The following is a 16,546-nucleotide window of genomic DNA, read 5'->3' as shown; positions in this document are numbered from 1 at the left end:
CGTCAGCTTATTCTTTCCGAGTTTCTACCCCGCCGGAGCAATGGTGGGATCGCGAGAGTCGGGGAATCGGCGATGCGGCGCTTTAAACCGAATTTGGGACGCAGATTTTTTTCGCAGTGGCATTTGAGTGTTGGGGCGCTTGCCGCTTTGCTGGCGCTTTCCACCCAACCGGCTCGGGCCGATGAAAATGGCATCAGCTTTTGGATACCCGGATTTTTTGGCAGCCTCGCGGCTGTTCCCCAGCAGGCGCCGGGCTGGTCGGTGAGCACGGTTTATTATCACACCTCTGTTTCCGCTGGCGGCGACGTGGCGCGGTCGCGCGAAATCACGCTTGGTCGCTTTCCCGCGAATCTGACGGCCAACGTCAACGCGAACGTCAATGCGAATGTGAACCTTGGCCTTGTGGCCGGGACCTACACCTTTGCAACACCCGTGCTGGGCGGTCAGGCTTCTGCCAGCCTGTTGGCGACCTACGGCTCCAACTCCACGTCGCTGGCGGGATCGCTCGTTGGGACATTGACGGGACCGGGCGGCGGCACGTTCCCCTTCTCCCGGTTTGACAGCATCGACAGCTCGCTCATTGCATTCGGTGACCTGATCCCGCAGTTCGCGCTGCGCTGGAATGCCGGTGTCAACAATTACATGACGTACGTCACCGCCGACCTTCCGGTCGGCGCCTATCAGTCGGGCCGCCTGGCGAATTTGGGGATTGGGCACTGGGCGGTCGACGCGGGCGGCGGCTACACCTATTTCGATCCAAAGACCGGGCATGAATTTTCGACGGTGCTGGGATTCACCTACAACTTCGTCAACCCCTCCACCCAATATCAAAGCGGCGTCGACATGCACCTCGACTGGGGCGCATCGCAGTTCCTGACCAAGCAGTGGCAGGTCGGCCTCGTCGGTTACTTCTATCAGCAGCTCGGCTGCGACAGCGGCTCCGGCGATCGCGTCGGCTGCTTCCGGTCGCGCGTGGCCGGTGTCGGCCCGCAGGTCGGCTACATTTTCCCGGTCGGAGACATGCAGGGATATCTGAACCTGAAGGGCTACGGCGAATTCGCCAATGAAAATCGGCCAGCAGGCTGGAACGTCTGGCTGACGTTCAATCTTCAGCCCGCGGCGCCAACGCCGCCGACATCCACAAGGCCCAGATTCACGAAATAGCAATAGCGGTGACGCTGCCACCGGTGCCGTGCTGAAGACATGCCGATTAGCGGCGGACCGGGCCAGCAAGCAATGCCTAGCGCGATAAGGGCAATACCGGTCAGTCGCCCGATCGGAATGGCAATACCAGAAAGGTCTTCACCGAACAGCAAATGTCCGACGAGTGACGGAACGATTACCAGGGCAAGGCCGGTTACTGTTTCGGTTATGGCGGCGAAAATCAACGCTTTGTTCAGCGCAGGATCAAGACTGCTGCTGGACTTGACCCAACGCATTTATGCACACCGGCAATAGAACTGCAGAAAGCGCGACACCTCGGTTTCCGTGCCGTAGAGGCGGATGAGGCCGTGTCGGTAGGCGTCGCCTACCGACAAGCGATGGTTGGCTATCTCCCGAACCACGTCCTCGCCACTGATGAGGACGAGTTCGCCGACAGGCGGTGCAGAGACATGAACTTGCGCATGCAGGTCGCCGCCCTCTGGCGTGAAGCGAGTCCATAACATCGGCTCTATCAACAGCAGCGCAAAAGCCATCGGCGCGTTCTCACCCGCCGGTATCCGCAGCTGCTCTCCCAACTGTTCGAGCGATCGCACGGTGCGGTGATAGGCCCAAAGATCGGGCGTACGCGCCGGGGGCGGAAGCCGCCGCTCGCTCACCGCCTGCGCCATTGCGCCCAGGACATGCAGCGCGTCGGGGTAGGTCCAATTCAGCATGCCGCGCGCGAGCGTGACGTCATCGTGGTAACCGCAAGCCGGGGCTTGGGACGGCGCCCAGGCAGCGCACCAGCCGAGCACGAAAACTGCGGCAATCCGGTGCTTTCGCATGAAGCCCTCCGTTTCAGCCCCGGCACTACTTCGCCGGCGTGTACCAGATGGGTGACGTAAAGGCTCGCTCGGTGACCTTCATGGCGGTGCCGGGCAACGGCGTGACGCCGTAGCGTTTCGCGTCGTAGGCGGTCCAGCGCGGGGTCGGAATCTCGATCACCCGGCCGTAGTAGAAGGCCGGCCGACTTGGGTCGAATTCGTGATCTTTCCACACCGTGATGAGCTCGGGCGCGCCGATCGTGTTGGTCCACGTGGCATTCGCTACGTCTACCGTATCGCCAACTGATGGCAGCTTGCCATCGTTGCCGGGCTTGCGATCTCCCGACCAGACGACATCAAAAACCTTTTCGCTCACGCTGCCGTCCTTTTCGAGCCAGCCCTTGATGATCTGGTAGCGATCAAGGTTGGCGCCGATCGGGTCCTTCAGCGCGGCGACCAGAAACGTCGGTACCTTTCCCTGCGGCGCTGCGCGCAGGTCGCCGCCCATGGGCACGCCCTTGCTGTAGCCGACCTGGGCCGGCAGGCGATTGTCCGCGTCCTGGGGCACGAAATCCCAGCCCCCGAAGAAGCGCACGATCACGCGGGTGCCGGTGGTGGAGTAGGTCTCCTTACGTTGCATGGCATCCCAAATGGACGTGCGGGTGTTCTCATTAGCCCACACGGCGGCATAGCCGGAGGAGCCGACCTCCCAATCCATGATCTTCACGCCGGTCGTCTTGTTATCGATGAAGGTAGCGCCCATCCGGTGCGGGCTCGGCTCTTGCGGAACGGTCTTGCCGAAGAAGTTGTTCTCCTCCATCGCGGAGAGGGCGGTGTGCGCATCGCTGCCGCTGACGAGGCCGAACTTGTAGGGGTTGATGCCGAGGCGCTGCTCGAGCTTGAGGCCGTTCTTGTAGGCTGAACGTACATACTCGAACTCAAGCATTTCCTTCTTCTTGGCAACACTGCCGTCGAGGTTGCCCTTGTCCCAGATTTCGAACGCAGCGAACTCGTCGTTCGGCGACAAATACGGATGAGACTCGCCGGTGCCCTTGGTCTGTGTGGCCTCGTAGAGCCGCTCCCACTTGGCGCGTTGCTCCGCATAGTCGCGGTCGAGGGCCTTGCCGAAAGCCTCGACCACGGGGAACATCGTTCCGTTGCTCAAATTGCCGTTGTGGGCAATCGCCAGTACGCTGCCGCCGGTCTTGGCTTCGTAGCCTTGCATCCATTTCCACAGGTCGGCCGGATTGTCGCTGCCGTAGGGCGGATACACGGTGAACGGCTCGACCTGGCTCGCCTTGTCACCGTTGTCGCGGTAGATCACGTTGCGATGGAGGTTGTTGCCGCCGGTATTCGAGGTCCATTCGTAGGCGATGAAGGTGGTAAAGCGGCCGGGATCGTTGAACTGTTCAGCAGCCTCGATGGTCTTCTGCCACGCGCCCCGATAGGCACGCGTTCCCGGGAAGTACATCAGGTCCTTCGGAAACGTACCGTGCGAAAACTGAACGATGATATCGATCGCGGCCTCGGCGCCCTGGCCAGACTTGATCATGTCGTACCATTTGCGACCGGTCGGGTCGGCGAGAAGATCAGGCTTACCCGCGAACAGGTCCGGGAAGAAGCCCATGTTGTCGGAATGATCTGTCACCGCAAGCCAATCAAGCGGCCGGGAAAGCTTCACCGGCTGGCCCGTGTTCGAAGTGACTTGTTCGCCGCGGGCAAAGCGATAGGCGTCCTTCGGGTCGAGCCGGGCGCCGAATGCGCCGGCATCCATCGAAAACGAAGTATGCAGGTGCGTGTCGCCAAAGAACGGTCGCGTGGGAAACTCGCGATTCACGTAAGGCGAATAGGCGGGCTTCTGCAGGGATTGTTCGAGCTGATCCTTTTCCGGCGCGCCAACGTCCTGGGCGAATGTTGGCGAGATGAAACAGGCGGCACTCAACCCGGTAACGATCTGCAACACCGTTCGTTTCATGTGTTTCCTCCCCAAAATCGATGAGCCACGTCAAATGCAGCGATACGCTCGATTACCCAAAACATGGCAAGACTCCCGATGGCATAAGACGTCGCGACGCTTGCCCAGCGGATTCTCGATCTGTGAAAACGCAGAAACCAAAAGGAGAGGCACACCGTCGCTGCGATGAACAGCAGCTGGCCGATCTCCACCCCGATGTTGAAGAACAGGAGCGCCAGCGGCACGTGTCCTTCCGGCAGCCCTACCTCGCGCAGCGCGCCGGCAAAGCCGAATCCGTGCAACAGGCCAAAAGTGAACGCGACCAACCACGGCGCTCTTGCCGCCAGGCCTTCACGCCCCTGCTGCAAATGCACGATCTCACCGGCCACAAACACGATGCTCAAGGCAATCACCGCCTCGACCGGAGCAGCCGGCACATGCACATAGCCGAGCGTCGCCAGTGCCAGCGTGATGCTGTGCGCGACCGTGAATGCGGTTACCGTCTTCACCAGCAGCCAGGTCCCGCGGGTGAGGATCAGCAGCGCCAGCACGAACAACAGGTGGTCGATACCGAACAGGATGTGCTCAACACCCAGCCTGAGATAGACGCCGGCGACCGACCAACCGGTCTGCTGCAGGGGTATCATTGCTGCCGGCTCTTGCGGAGTGAGCCGCCGCACCCAGTTGGTTCCGTCAAGGAAGACCATGCGCACCAGGGCGTCTGTCATGGTGTTTTGCAGTCCATCGATGCGCACCGTCTGTCCACGCAACGGAACGAGCGCGCGAAAGCGCCACGTTTGCACGGCGGCATCGACGGCAGCACGCGTCGTCATCGGCGTGAGGTCTTCCGCGCTGCCGGAGAAAGTCGCCGTGAGCGCCAAGCGAAGCTGCCCGCGCATCGGCGTCTTGAACAGGACGTCGAATTCACCGGGCCGCTCTTCGCGCACTTCAAGATAGGAGGGACGAACCTCATGGGCCGAACAGGGCGTCAGCCACGCAAGGCCCCAAGCCGCAAAAATCGCGATCATGGCGAGCTTGACGGAGTGGTGCGCCCAGGAGCGAAGCTTGCGTGAGCGGCGCGCTGTCACGGCTGCCTCGAGGAGGCGGCCGCGATCGGCACCATCAGCGGCTTTAAGGCGTCATCGACGACAAGACGGTATTTCTTGCGCAGTCCCGCGAGATACAGTTCCTTCGCCGTTCTCTCCTCCTCGCTTCTCCACGCCTCGACGGCCTGCTCGCGCAGATCGGCAAATGGACGTAATTGGCCTTCTTGCCGGGTCGAAACGCGCACCAGGTGCTGGCCGTACCCTGATTCGATCGGGCCGCTCCAGACACCGGGCTCAAGCGAGAACACCGCCCGTGCAAAGGCGCCGCCGAAAGCCGCGGATACAGACTGCTCGGTCTCGTCGCGGAAATCAGCTTCGAGCAACAAGCGGTCGCCCAAGGCTGCCGTCGAGAGCGCGCCGTCGTCGCGCAGCCGCTGCAATGTTGAGGTGGCGTCCGACTGCGCGTTGGCGCGTTGCTGCGGGCTGAAATAGACCTGCGTGAACGAGATGCGTGCATCGCTGCGGAAGAGCTGGGCATGCCCGGCGTAGAACTGCTGCAATTCGGTATCCGATGGTTCGGCCCGGCGTGCGGTATCCTCAACAAGAAAGGTCAGTTTCTGCGCCAGGCGTCGCCGGACGATCACGTCGTTATCTTCGAGTCCCAGGGAGCGCGCCTCGCGTGCGAGCAGCAGTTCATCGGTGTAGTCCGTGACCAGCCCGCGCAGCTCTTCCGGTGTTGGCTGACGCCGCCACTGAGTGGTCCAGTTTTGTGCCAGCCACTCGATATCGCCAGCGCCGACCTGGAGGGACGGGGTTTGACCCGCGTTCGGATCTTCCGGCGCGCGATTCATCCAGGCATAAGCGCCGAACAAGGCGGCGCCTGCGATCAAGAAATGAAGCAAAGGCTCTTTCAACAGCTTCATGGTAGCCTCTGTAGCGACCAGCGTATCGCGTCAGGTAAAGGTCGCCTTCACGCCCACATCTTGATCCAGATCAATCGCCCGGCCTCGCGCCGGCGTGTCGCGGAACACAGGCGAAAGCGGGCAATGTCCGCATTGGGCTATTCTCGACGGATTCATCAGCGATTGTCGGCAGGTTGATGTCCGCCTCTGCCCGTAAGCGCCGAACGGGGGCTGAGCCAGGAGCGTTGCGTTTGGCCGGACTCCCGTGATTCAAACTCTCAAACTGTTCGCTCGAATCATGCGCTACGAACTCGCCGACTATGAATGGACTGCCATAAGGCCGATGCTACCGAACAAGCCGCGTGGCGTTCCTCGAGTGAACGATCGACGTGTCCTCAATGGCATCTTCTGGGTCCTCCGATCAGGAGCACCCTGGCGTGATCTGCCGGAGGCGTTTGACCCATACACCACTTGCTACAACCGGTTCGTCCGCTGGCGGCGGGCTGGTGTCTGGGGCCGCATCATAGAAGTGATTGCCGCCGCCCATGATGCCGCTGTCCAGATGATCGACACCTCCATTGTCCGCGTGCATCAAGAATCAAACAATGTCGTCGCGTGGCGACGCGGTACGACAGGCTTGCCGCTAACTATCTTGCCTTCGTTCAACTCGCGTCAATCAGGCTATGGCTGCGCCTTAATGAGTCCGCGCCCTAGTCCACGTCCTGGTTGGATTAAAGCAGGCTGAGATTAGGCTGCGACCGCAAATAGGGCGCGTCCCGTCTCCCGCCTGGGGGCGAGGGGACGCGGGAGCGATTTCGGAATACTAGAAGAATATCCCTGAGTTGCCCGACGTGTCAAGTTGCCTGGTCTAACGCCGGCCGCCGCCGGCTACTTTGCATGGGGTTGTTTTCGATATTTTGGCAGCGCCGCCTGCGGCGGCCCTGTAACGCATCCCGCTTTAGTGCCGCACCACCAGCACCGAGCATTTGGCGTAGCGCACCACGTGCCCGGCATTCGAGCCGAGGAAGTAGGTGCGCATCGCCGGCCGGTGCGAGGTCATCACGATCAGGTCGGCCTTCATGGTCGCGGCCTCCTCGAGGATCTCGTGATAGATGCCGCCCTGGCGGACCACGCCCGAGATGCGGGAGGGTGCGATGCCGGATTCGCGCGCGACGATCGCAAGCGCCTCTTCCGACGTTTCGCGTTGCTGGCTGTCGAAATCCGCCGGCACGTATTCGGCGAGCATCACCGGCGTCATCGGCAGCACGTTGAGCAGACGCACCGTCCCGTTCCATGTTTGCGACAATGTTGCAGCGGTTGCGATCGCCGGTTTCGCCAGGTCGGTATCGGCGAGGTCGATCGGAACGAGAATGGACTTGTACATCTGCGCCTCCTGTCCGCGATTGGTCTGGAGCCGTTTGGTCCCTGTGCCCGGGACGCGCGCCTTCTTTTTCTTGAAGTCGGTCTGGTATCGACGCGAACCGGTCCCCCTGTCGCGCAGACGTCAATATAGCATGGCGGCGCGGCGCTGTCCGCTTGCGTCAGCTGCGCGAGGCCTGCTTCAACAGTTTAGGGCTGACGAACAGGACGAGCTTGCCGCGCCGGAACGAGACGTCGTTCCAGTCGTCGGTCGCGAAGTCGAAGACGGCGAGCCCCGAGGTCGGCAGATTGTCGCCGAGCGCGCGCTTCGCGGCCTCGTCGCCGCTGCCGGTCAGCGTCAGCGCGAGCTCGTGCATGCCGGGATTATGGCCGATCAGCATCAGCCGCTTCGGATCGCTGGCCGAAGCCATCCGGATCGCGGTCAGCAATTGCACCGGATCGGCGCCGTAGAGGTCCGGCACGAATTCGACTTTCGGCGCATGCCCGGCGCCCTTCAGCGCCTCGCGCACGATCTCCCAGGTCTGCCTGGTGCGGACCGCCGGCGAGACCAGCGCCAGATTGGGCAGGGGTGGATGACGGGCGATCCAGCCGCCGATCTCCGCTGCGTCGCGGTGGCCGCGCTCGTCGAGACGGCGGTCCTGGTCGTGCCCCGAAGGCGCGTCGTGTTCGGTTTTGGCGTGACGCAGCAGCAGCAAACGGCGCATGGACTTCCATTCTCGATTCGGTCAGGTCGAATTAATTCTACAGGCTCATGCCCTGGACAAGGTGACAAGCGCCGCAGCGGTCCGTAAGAAACGCCATGAGCGAGAGTTCCACAAGTGCGGCGGACGGCCCCGATCAGGCGGCCTCGCCGTTCCGCGACCGTCTGGCGTTCGACCTCGACGTCGACATTTGCGTGGTCGGGGCCGGGCTGGCCGGCCTGACCGTGGCGCGTGAGGCGGCGCGGCTCGGTGCGAGCGTTGCGGTGCTCGAGGGCCGCCAGATCGGCTGGAACGCCTCCGGTCATCATCTCGGCACCGTGATGCCGGGATTCGGCCTGCCGATATCAGATGTGATCGAGCGCGTCGGCCTCGACGATGCCCGCGAATTGTGGGCGCTATCGAAGGAGGGCGCCGACTATGTCCGCGCCACCGCTACCGAGGATTTGATCCCGGGCATCGAGCCGAGCGATGGCGCGCTGGAAGTCTCCAATGTCGATGTCGGCGAGGCGCTGATCGGCCGCCTGCAGACGCTGGGCGAGGATTTCGCGACCGAGGTCGAGGGCTGGCAGGTCGATCGCGTGCGCAGCGTGCTCAGGACCGGCCGCTATTTCCACGGCATCTATTATCCGAAGGCGTTCCAGATCGATGGCCGCAAATATGTGCACGGCCTCGCCGCGCTGGCGATGCGGGCTGGCGTGCGGATCTTCGAGGAGACGCCGGTCGTCAGCATCGATTTTTCGGGCATCCGCAAGCGCATCGTGACGCCGACGGCGCGGCTGCGGGCCAACCATATTGTCCTCGCCGGCAATATCCACCTCGGTGCGCCGCTGAAGCGGCTGTCCGATACGCTGCTGCCGGTGTGGCGCTACGCGGCATTGACCGAGCCGCTCGGGGAGCGGCTGGCGGAGTCCATCGCCTTTCCCGGCTCGGTCGTCGACAGCGACGGCATCGACCATTTCCGTGTCGTCGATGGCGATCGGCTGTTGTGGGCCAGCCCCGAAACCACCTGGGACGCACGGCCGGAGCGCCTCGGCGCCGCAGTGCAGCGTCGCGTCGCCACGGTGTTTCCGCAACTCGGCAAGGTTCCGGTCGCGGAGATGTTTGGCGGCGCGGTCGGCGTTACCGTGCACGGCATGCCGCAGATCGGCCAGTTGCGCCGAGGCCTGTGGGTGGCGAGCGGCTTCGGCCGGCAGGGACTCAACACCTCGGCGCTCGCCGGGCAGCTGATCGCGCGCAGCATCCTGTGGGGTGACGATCGTTGGCGGCTGTTTTCGCCGTTCGAGCTGGTCTGGGCCGGCGGCACCACCGGCCGCGTCGCCGGTCATTTCGTCAGCCTGTGGGCGAGGGGGGCCTCGTCCGTGGCGGGTGTTCTGGCGCGCTACCGCGAGGGTGCGCGTGCGAAGGAGCGCCTGCGCGAGGCGCGGCTCGCCGAGGCCAATCTCAGGGCGGGAACCCGGGGACCCGCACTCCGCCGTCCACCCCCGTCGGCTGTGCGGCCGGCGCGTCCGCCCGCGCCCAGGCAGATCGAGGACGGCGAGGCGCCGTATCCGGATGCCTCGCAAGAAAGTGAGCGGATCTCCGACGGGCGGATGTAACGTCCGCCGGCGGGATTCGTATCTGTTGACGAACCTCGGGGCACGCCCCCTGAGCCGTCCGCACCGGAGATGATTGATGATCGATCGCCGCATCCTGCTTGCTTCCGTCGCCGGCCTGTTCGGCTTCGCCGCCTTCCGCTGGCTGCGCGCCTCGCCGGCGCAGGCCGCCGAGAAATTCGAGATCGAGAAGACCGACGCCGAATGGCGCGCCCAGCTGACGCCGCAGCAATACGAGATCCTGCGCAACCAGGGCACCGAGCGGCCGGGATCGAGCCCGCTGCTCAAGGAGCACCGCAAGGGCACCTTCGCCTGCGCCGGTTGCGACCTGCCGCTGTTCTCGTCCGAGACCAAGTATGAGAGCGGCACCGGCTGGCCGAGCTTCTACAAGCCGCTGGACAATGCGGTCGGCACGACGTCGGACCGCACCTTCGGCATGGTGCGCACCGAGGTGCATTGCCGCCGCTGCGGCGGCCATCTCGGCCACGTCTTCGACGACGGCCCGAAACCGACCGGGCTGCGCTACTGCATGGACGGTTTCGCGCTGGTGTTTCACCCGGCGGCGCCATCGGCGACCTGACATTCCTTCCCGGCAATTGTTGCCGCTCCCGGCAAATGTGCCCCGGTCGAACGACCGGGGCATTTTTTTCAAGCGGATGATTTTGTTACGTTTTGTTTCGTGGCACGACCTTTGCGACATGCTCCGCCGATGCGGCCATTCCTGTGATTGCCAGCCGCCGGGAATCGAATTGGAGAACATGTCATGGGTATCTTCGGCGCTCTCACGACGGCTGTCGGTGGCTTGCGCGCAGGGTCGTACGCGCTCGAGAACATCTCCGGCAACATCGCCAACTCGCAGACCACCGCCTTCAAGCGCATCGATACCTCATTCCTTGACCTTGTGCCGCAGACCGCGCTGACCGCGCAACTTGCCGGCGGCGTCACCGCGCAGTCCCGTTCGACCAACTCGGTCCAGGGCGACGTCCAGTCGGCATCGGTCGCGACCTTCATGGCGATCAACGGCAACGGTTTCTTCGCGGTGCAGAAGCCCGGCAGCTTCACCGACGGCGCCCCGGTGTTCGACGGCGTCGACCGCTATACCCGCCGCGGCGATTTCCAGCTCAACAAGGACGGCTATCTCGTCAACGGCGCCGGCTACTATCTCGAGGGCGTGCCGATCGACCCGACCACCGGCAACCCGGCAGGCTCATCGCCGCAGGTGCTGCAATTCAAGAACGACTTCCTGCCGGCGCAGCAGACCACCAAGATCGACTATCGCGCCAACCTCGCGTCCTATCCCTTGACCACCGCGCACGACACTTCGGTTCCCGGTTCGGAGCTGATCCGGCCGGGCGCGTTCAGCAGTGGAAACAATCCGTTGGTGCTGGGCACGCCGGCTGCGCCGTATACCGATTCCGCCATTACCGGCACCGCGCAAAACAACAAGGCGACGCCGTCGGTGGCCATTACCGCCGCGACCCTGCTTTCAGGCGCAGCCGGCACCGATTCTATCAATACCAACTTCAGCGCCGGCTCTGCGGGCCCGCCCGTCGTGCCCGCCGACACGATCACGGTCAACGGCACCGTCATCACCTTCGTGGCGTCGGGGGCGACCGGCAACCAGCTCAACGTCACCGACAGCATCGGAACGCTGCTCGCGAAGATCGACGCGATTACCGGTACCACGACGCCATCGACGATCAGCGGCGGCAAGATCACCCTGCACTCCGGCAAATTGGCCGATCTCAACGTGACGAGCTCGAACGCGACCGCCTTTGCGGCGCTCGGCTTCACCGGGTCGGCGGTCGCGGTTCGCGGCGGCGGCGGCACGGTCGGCACCGGCCAGGTTATCGGCAACGACAACTCGACCTTCCTGAACGAATCCGTCTCGGGCGGCGCCGTCACGGCCTACGACGTCTCGGGTGCGCCGGTGAACCTGCAATTCCGCTGGGCCAAGACCGACAGCTCCTCGCTGGGCAGCGGACATACCGACACCTGGAACCTGTTCTATCAGGTCAATCCCAATGCGACCGGCACGCAGGTCTCCTGGCAGAACGTCAACGTCAACTTCACCTTCGCCTCGAACGGCCAGATGTCGCCGGCGATCTCCTCGGTGGCGCTCACCAATGCCGTCGTCAACGGCGTGTCGCTCGGCAGCCCCGTGATCAATTTCGGCTCCGGCGGCGTGACCCAGTTCGCCGACGCCAACGGCAACGTTCAGGTCAACCAGATCCAGCAGGACGGTTTCCCCGCCGGCCAGCTGCAGTCGGTCAGCGTCTCGACCAACGGTCGCATCGTCGGCAACTACACCAACGGCCGCAACATCGATCTCGCCGAAATCTCGGTGGCGACCTTCAACGGCACCAACTTCCTCAAGCGCATCGACGGCGGTGCGTTCGAGGCGACCGACGAGTCCGGTGCGGCGCTGTTCGGCAAGGCCGGCACCATCGTCGGTTCCTCGCTCGAGAGCTCGAACACCGATATCGCCGACGAATTCACCAAGCTGATCGTGACCCAGCAGGCCTATTCGGCGAACACCAAGGTGATCACCACGACCAATTCGATGGTGCAGGATCTCCTGAACGTGGTGCGCTGATCGCATCGTTGCTGCACGTGTGAAGAAGTAAAGGCGAGTACATATCATGGGTTTGAGCCAAGCCCTTTCCACCGCGATGTCGGGCCTGCGCGCCACGCAGGCCTCGCTCTCGCTCGTGTCGTCGAACGTCGCCAACGCGGAGACGCCCGGCTACGTCAGGAAGACGCTGAACCAGACTACCGGCACCACCGGCCAGTTCGGATCGAGCGTCCTCATCGCCGGCGTCAACCGCCAGCTCGACGAATTCCTGCAGACCCAGCTTCGCACCGAGACGTCGGGCGCGGCCTATGCCGACGTCCGCTCGGATTTTCTGGCCAATTTGCAGGGCGTGTATGGCAATCCCGACTCCACCGGCACGATCGAGGACGCCTACAACAAGTTCCTGACCGCGCTGCAGGGGCTGTCGACCAGCCCGGAATCGCAGTCGGCCCGCATCGGCGTGATCAATGCCGCGCAATCGATGGCGCAGCAGCTCAACGCGACTTCGCAGGGAATCCAGACGCTGCGCGCTAACGCCGAGGCTGGCATCAGCGACTCCATCAACAGCGCCAACAATGCGTTGCGGCAGATTGCGCGCCTCAATGTCCAGCTGGCGGCCAATGGCGGCACGACCGATGCCTCGACCGCGGCATTGCTCGATCAGCGCGACCGTTACGTCACGCAGCTCTCGCAGCTGATGGACATCCGTACCGTCACCAACAGCCAGAACCAGGTGAGCGTGTTCACCAATTCCGGCGTGCAGCTGGTCGGCACCGAGGCCGCGACGCTCAGCTTCAACGCCCAGGGCACGATGACGCCCAACACGTTGTACAATACCGACCCGACCAAGAGCACGGTCGGCACCATCACCATCACGTTCCCGCATGGCGGCACCTATGACATGGTGTCGACCAACTCGATTCGCTCCGGCAAGATCGCCGCCTATCTCGAGTTGCGCGACAACACGCTGGCGCAGGCCCAGACACAGATCGATCAGTTCGCGGCCGCGATGTCGAGCGCGTTGTCGGACAAGACGACCGCGGGCACCGCGGCGACGGCGGGGGCGCAGTCCGGCTTCGACCTCGACCTCTCGGGGCTGCAGAACGGCAACACCATCCACGTCTCCTACAAGGACAACACCACCGGCCTCACGCATAATCTGTCGATCATTCGCGTCGACGATCCGAACGTGCTGCCGCTGAGCAATACCGCGACCGTCGATCCGAACGACGAGGTGCTGGGCATCGATTTCTCAGGCGGCATGAGCTCGGTGCTGTCGCAGCTCAACGGCGCACTCGGCGGAACCGGCCTGCAATTCTCCAATCCGTCCGGGTCGACGCTGCGCGTGCTCGACGACGGCGCCGTCAACAAGGCCGATGTGACCGCGGCGTCGGTCACGTCGACGGTTTCGTCGCTGACCTCGGGCGATCCGCACCTTCCGCTGTTCACCGACAATGGCGGACTCTACACCGGCGCGATCACCGCGAACGGCTCGCAGACCACCGGCCTTGCCGCGCGCATCAGCGTCAACACCGGCCTGATCGGCGATCCCTCGCGCATGGTGGTGTACTCGACCAATCCGCAGACGCCGGCCGGCGACACCACGCGCGCCAACCTCGTTCTGAACCAGCTGTCGAACGCCTCGTACAGCTATTCGCCGCAGACCGGCCTTGGCACGTCAGGCGCGCCGTTCACCGGCACGCTGCTCAACTTTGCCAAGCAGTTCATCAGCCAGCAGGGCGAGTCGGCGACCGCCGCCAAGCAACTGGCTGACGGCCAGGACGTCGTGCTGAACACGCTGCAGACCAAGATGGACTCGACCTCCGGCGTCAACATGGACGAGGAGATGGCGCATCTGCTTTCGCTGCAGAACGCCTATTCCGCCAATGCGCGCGTGATGTCGTCGATCAAGCAGATGTACGACGCGCTGCTGCAGCTCACGTGAGGGTAACATGTCGATCGACGGCGTAAGCGGCAGAACTTCCTATATCGGCACCACGATCCTCAACCTGCGGAATCAGCTCAATGACCTGACGACGCAGCTTGCGACCGGCAAGGTATCGACGACCTATGCGGGGCAGGGGCTCGATCGCGGTTTCGCGCTCAGCCTGCGCGCGCAGATCAGCGGCATCAACGCATTCTCCGATACCGCCACCAACCTCAACACGCGCCTGAGTGTCGCTAACCTCACCCTGCAGGGCCTGTCCGACGTCGGGACCCAGGTGAAGAACGCCGCGACGACGGCGACGCTGACGCTCAACGACAGCGGCCAGACCTCGGGCCAGATCACGGCGCAGGCGGCCTTCGCCAACGCGGTCGCGATGCTGAACAGCCAGTCGGGCGACCGCTATCTGTTCTCCGGCCGCGCGATGGATACGCCGGCCACGGTGTCCGCCGATACCATGCTCAAGGGCACGGCTACCCAGGCCGGCCTCACGCAGCTCATCAATGAGCGCAAGCAGGCCGATCAGGGCACCGGCATGATGGGGCGCCTGAGCGTCTCGTCGCCGCCGGCGACCACGACGGTCACGAGTATCGCCGAGGACGGCTCGCCGTTCGGCCTGAACCTCTTGTCGGTGCAGTCGTCGTTGACGGGTGGCGCCACGGTGACGCAGCCGACCGGCACGCCGAAGTCGGCGTCGGTCGATCTCGGCGCCGTCAATCCGAAGGACGGCGACAAGATCAAGTTCAACTTCACGCTGCCCGACGGCACCACCGAAGCGATCGAACTCACGGCGACGACGACGAACCCGCCGCCCGCCGGTTCGTTCCTGATCGGCGCCGACACCGCGGCGACGACGGCCAACCTGCAATCGACGCTGACCTTGTCGATCAAGACGTTGAGCGACACGTCGCTGGTCGCGGCGTCCGCGGTGGCGGCGTCGAACAATTTCTTCAATCCGGTCGCAACCGTCTCGGGTGCGGCGGTCAACAACCAGAACACGCCGCCGGCGCCGATCAGCGGCGCCACGGCGCTGTCGGGGACGGCGGGCACCGACTCGCTGTCGACGAGCTTTGCCGCCGGCGATACCATCACGGTGAACGGCACGCCGATCACCTTCGTGGCCTCGGGCGCCACCGGCAACCAGGTCAACGTCACCGACAGCGTGCAGACGCTGATGGCCAAGATCGACCAGATCAGCGGCACCAAGAACCCGTCGACCATCAGCAACGGCGCGATCACCCTGCACGGCGCCGACGGCGAGAGCCTGTCGATCTCGAGCTCCAACACCGCCGCGCTCGGCGCGCTCGGCATCGTCAACAACACCACCGCAGCGCCGGCGCCGCTCAGGGTAGGAGGACCGCCGTTCGACACCGCGACCAACCTGGTCGCGGGCACGCCCGGCAACACCGTCTACTGGTACACCGGCGAGAATGGCCCGGGGTCGGCGCGCGGCACCGCGGTCGCCCAGGTCGATCAGTCGATCACCGTGCAGTATGGCGCGCGCGCCAACGAGCAGGCCTTCCGCTATTTGCTGCAGAACGTCGCGGTGTACGCAGCCGTCACCACCAATGCCAGCAACCCGAATGCGAGCGCGCAGGTGACGGCGCTCGCGCAGCGCGTGAGCGGCAACCTCGCCCCGCAAAACGGTCAGCAGCAGATCCAGGACGTGCAGGCCGAGTTCGCCGGTGCCCAGACCGCGACCAAGGCGGCCACCGATCGGCAGACCCAGCTGAAGGGGATGGCGGAAACGATGCTCGACTCGGTCGAGGGCGTCAATCAGGACGAGGTCGCGACCAAGATCCTGGCGCTGCAAACCAGCTTGCAGGCGTCGTACCAGACCACGTCGATGCTGTATCAGACGACGCTCCTGAAATACCTGCCGATCAGCTGATCGCGCGCTCCTCATCTCCAGCCAGCAAAAAGGCCTCCGCGCGGAGGCCTTTTTCGTTCAGGCGAGTGGGGCTGGAGCGTTTTCAAGCGACGTGGACGCCGGTTCGCGCGAAGAAACGCGTCAAAACAAGAAGCTCTACGCGCTCTTGCGTGTGTCGTCCCGTTCGGCGTTCTGCTGGTCGCGCGCGGTTTCCAGCAGCTTCTCTTCGTGTGCGATCAGCTTCTTGGATTCCTTCAGCGCGTGATAGAGGTCGCCGTTGAGGATGAAGTTGTTGACGCTTTCGATGAAGGGCCACGCGCTCGGCATCGCGGTGATGATGTCGCGCACCAGACTGAAATAGGTCGGGTGGTGCGCCATCGGGTCCGGCGACAGATACATCAGCTGCACGGCGAGATAGATCAGCTTCGCCGGCGTGTCCGCGGTCTCGGGCGTCAGGATATCCTTCTCGCGCAGGATCGGGATGCGGTCGCCGTCGATCAGCAGGCGGGCGCGCTGGTCGGTGTTGGTGATCACGCAATTGCCGACGATGATGCGTTCGTTCGGTTTGAGTTCGACCTTCAGGGCCATGACCGTTCTCCTTTGCCTGCAGTCGC

The 16,546-nt window shown here is 63.8% G+C and carries 14 protein-coding genes and 1 pseudogene; 7 read left to right on the top strand and 8 right to left on the bottom strand.

What is annotated here, in order from left to right:
- Positions 1 to 72: 72 nt before the first annotated feature.
- Positions 73 to 1,164, top strand: coding sequence for a SphA family protein (locus ACVI1L_RS40775; RefSeq protein WP_456785381.1), 1,092 nt, complete (start codon positions 73 to 75; stop codon positions 1,162 to 1,164).
- Here ACVI1L_RS40775 and ACVI1L_RS40770 read toward each other — a convergent pair.
- From ACVI1L_RS40770 to ACVI1L_RS40750, 5 genes are read right to left on the bottom strand one after another with little or no spacing between them, the layout of a single operon-like run.
- Positions 1,110 to 1,439 (bottom strand): hypothetical protein, encoded by a 330-nt coding sequence (locus ACVI1L_RS40770; RefSeq protein ID WP_199805218.1) that lies wholly within the window; start codon positions 1,437 to 1,439, stop codon positions 1,110 to 1,112. The two genes, ACVI1L_RS40775 and ACVI1L_RS40770, sit on opposite strands and share 55 nt — an antisense overlap.
- Complete coding sequence (locus ACVI1L_RS40765; RefSeq protein WP_141340719.1) at positions 1,440 to 1,988, bottom strand: hypothetical protein; 549 nt, start codon at positions 1,986 to 1,988, stop codon at positions 1,440 to 1,442. It lies immediately after the preceding gene.
- Between the two features lie 25 nt (positions 1,989 to 2,013).
- Positions 2,014 to 3,942, bottom strand: a complete 1,929-nt coding sequence (locus tag ACVI1L_RS40760; RefSeq protein ID WP_456785380.1) for a DUF3604 domain-containing protein — start codon at positions 3,940 to 3,942, stop codon at positions 2,014 to 2,016.
- Positions 3,939 to 4,949 carry a HupE/UreJ family protein gene (locus ACVI1L_RS40755; protein WP_456785670.1) on the bottom strand — a complete coding sequence of 337 codons (1,011 nt, stop codon included), beginning with the start codon at positions 4,947 to 4,949 and terminating at the stop codon, positions 3,939 to 3,941. Before ACVI1L_RS40755 ends, ACVI1L_RS40760 begins: the two co-directional genes overlap by 4 nt.
- Before the next feature lie 56 nt (positions 4,950 to 5,005).
- The gene (locus ACVI1L_RS40750) at positions 5,006 to 5,890 is read right to left on the bottom strand and encodes a peptidylprolyl isomerase (RefSeq protein WP_456785379.1); all 885 of its coding nucleotides are present in this window, start codon (positions 5,888 to 5,890) and stop codon (positions 5,006 to 5,008) included.
- Positions 5,891 to 6,167: 277 nt separating this feature from the next.
- On the opposite strand from ACVI1L_RS40750, the pseudogene ACVI1L_RS40745 reads away from it, so the two are divergent.
- A pseudogene (locus tag ACVI1L_RS40745) lies at positions 6,168 to 6,464 on the top strand (IS5 family transposase); the annotation flags it as partial.
- Between the two features lie 363 nt (positions 6,465 to 6,827).
- Here ACVI1L_RS40745 and ACVI1L_RS40740 read toward each other — a convergent pair.
- Both ACVI1L_RS40740 and ACVI1L_RS40735 read right to left on the bottom strand, forming a co-directional pair.
- On the bottom strand, positions 6,828 to 7,253 hold the full coding sequence (locus tag ACVI1L_RS40740) for a universal stress protein (protein ID WP_016840840.1): 426 nt from the start codon (positions 7,251 to 7,253) through the stop codon (positions 6,828 to 6,830).
- Positions 7,254 to 7,410: 157 nt separating this feature from the next.
- Positions 7,411 to 7,953: a SixA phosphatase family protein gene (locus ACVI1L_RS40735; protein WP_456785378.1), complete on the bottom strand. Its 543-nt coding sequence runs from the start codon at positions 7,951 to 7,953 to the stop codon at positions 7,411 to 7,413.
- 95 nt (positions 7,954 to 8,048) lie between these two features.
- Between ACVI1L_RS40735 and ACVI1L_RS40730 the strand changes: the two genes are divergently transcribed.
- The 5 genes from ACVI1L_RS40730 (at position 8,049) to ACVI1L_RS40710 (ending at position 15,953) form a co-directional block, all read left to right on the top strand.
- Complete coding sequence (locus ACVI1L_RS40730; protein ID WP_057016675.1) at positions 8,049 to 9,545, top strand: NAD(P)/FAD-dependent oxidoreductase; 1,497 nt, start codon at positions 8,049 to 8,051, stop codon at positions 9,543 to 9,545.
- 76 nt (positions 9,546 to 9,621) lie between these two features.
- A complete protein-coding gene (msrB, locus tag ACVI1L_RS40725) occupies positions 9,622 to 10,122 on the top strand; it encodes a peptide-methionine (R)-S-oxide reductase MsrB (protein WP_057016674.1) in 501 nt (166 codons plus the stop codon).
- A gap of 183 nt (positions 10,123 to 10,305) precedes the next feature.
- Entirely contained in the window at positions 10,306 to 12,138 is a 1,833-nt protein-coding gene (locus tag ACVI1L_RS40720) for a flagellar hook-basal body complex protein (protein ID WP_057016673.1), read from the top strand.
- Between the two features lie 46 nt (positions 12,139 to 12,184).
- Positions 12,185 to 14,062, top strand: coding sequence for a flagellar hook-associated protein FlgK (gene flgK, locus ACVI1L_RS40715; RefSeq protein ID WP_456785377.1), 1,878 nt, complete (start codon positions 12,185 to 12,187; stop codon positions 14,060 to 14,062).
- Positions 14,063 to 14,069: 7 nt separating this feature from the next.
- Positions 14,070 to 15,953, top strand: a complete 1,884-nt coding sequence (locus ACVI1L_RS40710) for a flagellar protein (RefSeq protein WP_456785376.1) — start codon at positions 14,070 to 14,072, stop codon at positions 15,951 to 15,953.
- A gap of 135 nt (positions 15,954 to 16,088) precedes the next feature.
- Here the strand turns inward: ACVI1L_RS40710 and flbT are convergent, their stop codons facing one another.
- Positions 16,089 to 16,520 carry a flagellar biosynthesis repressor FlbT gene (gene flbT / locus ACVI1L_RS40705; RefSeq protein WP_028337700.1) on the bottom strand — a complete coding sequence of 144 codons (432 nt, stop codon included), beginning with the start codon at positions 16,518 to 16,520 and terminating at the stop codon, positions 16,089 to 16,091.
- Positions 16,521 to 16,546: the final 26 nt, after the last annotated feature.

Source organism: Bradyrhizobium sp. USDA 4516, from assembly GCF_054055915.1.
The sequence above is the reverse complement of the archived record's forward strand: the minus strand, read 5'-3'. Positions and strand labels throughout refer to the sequence as shown.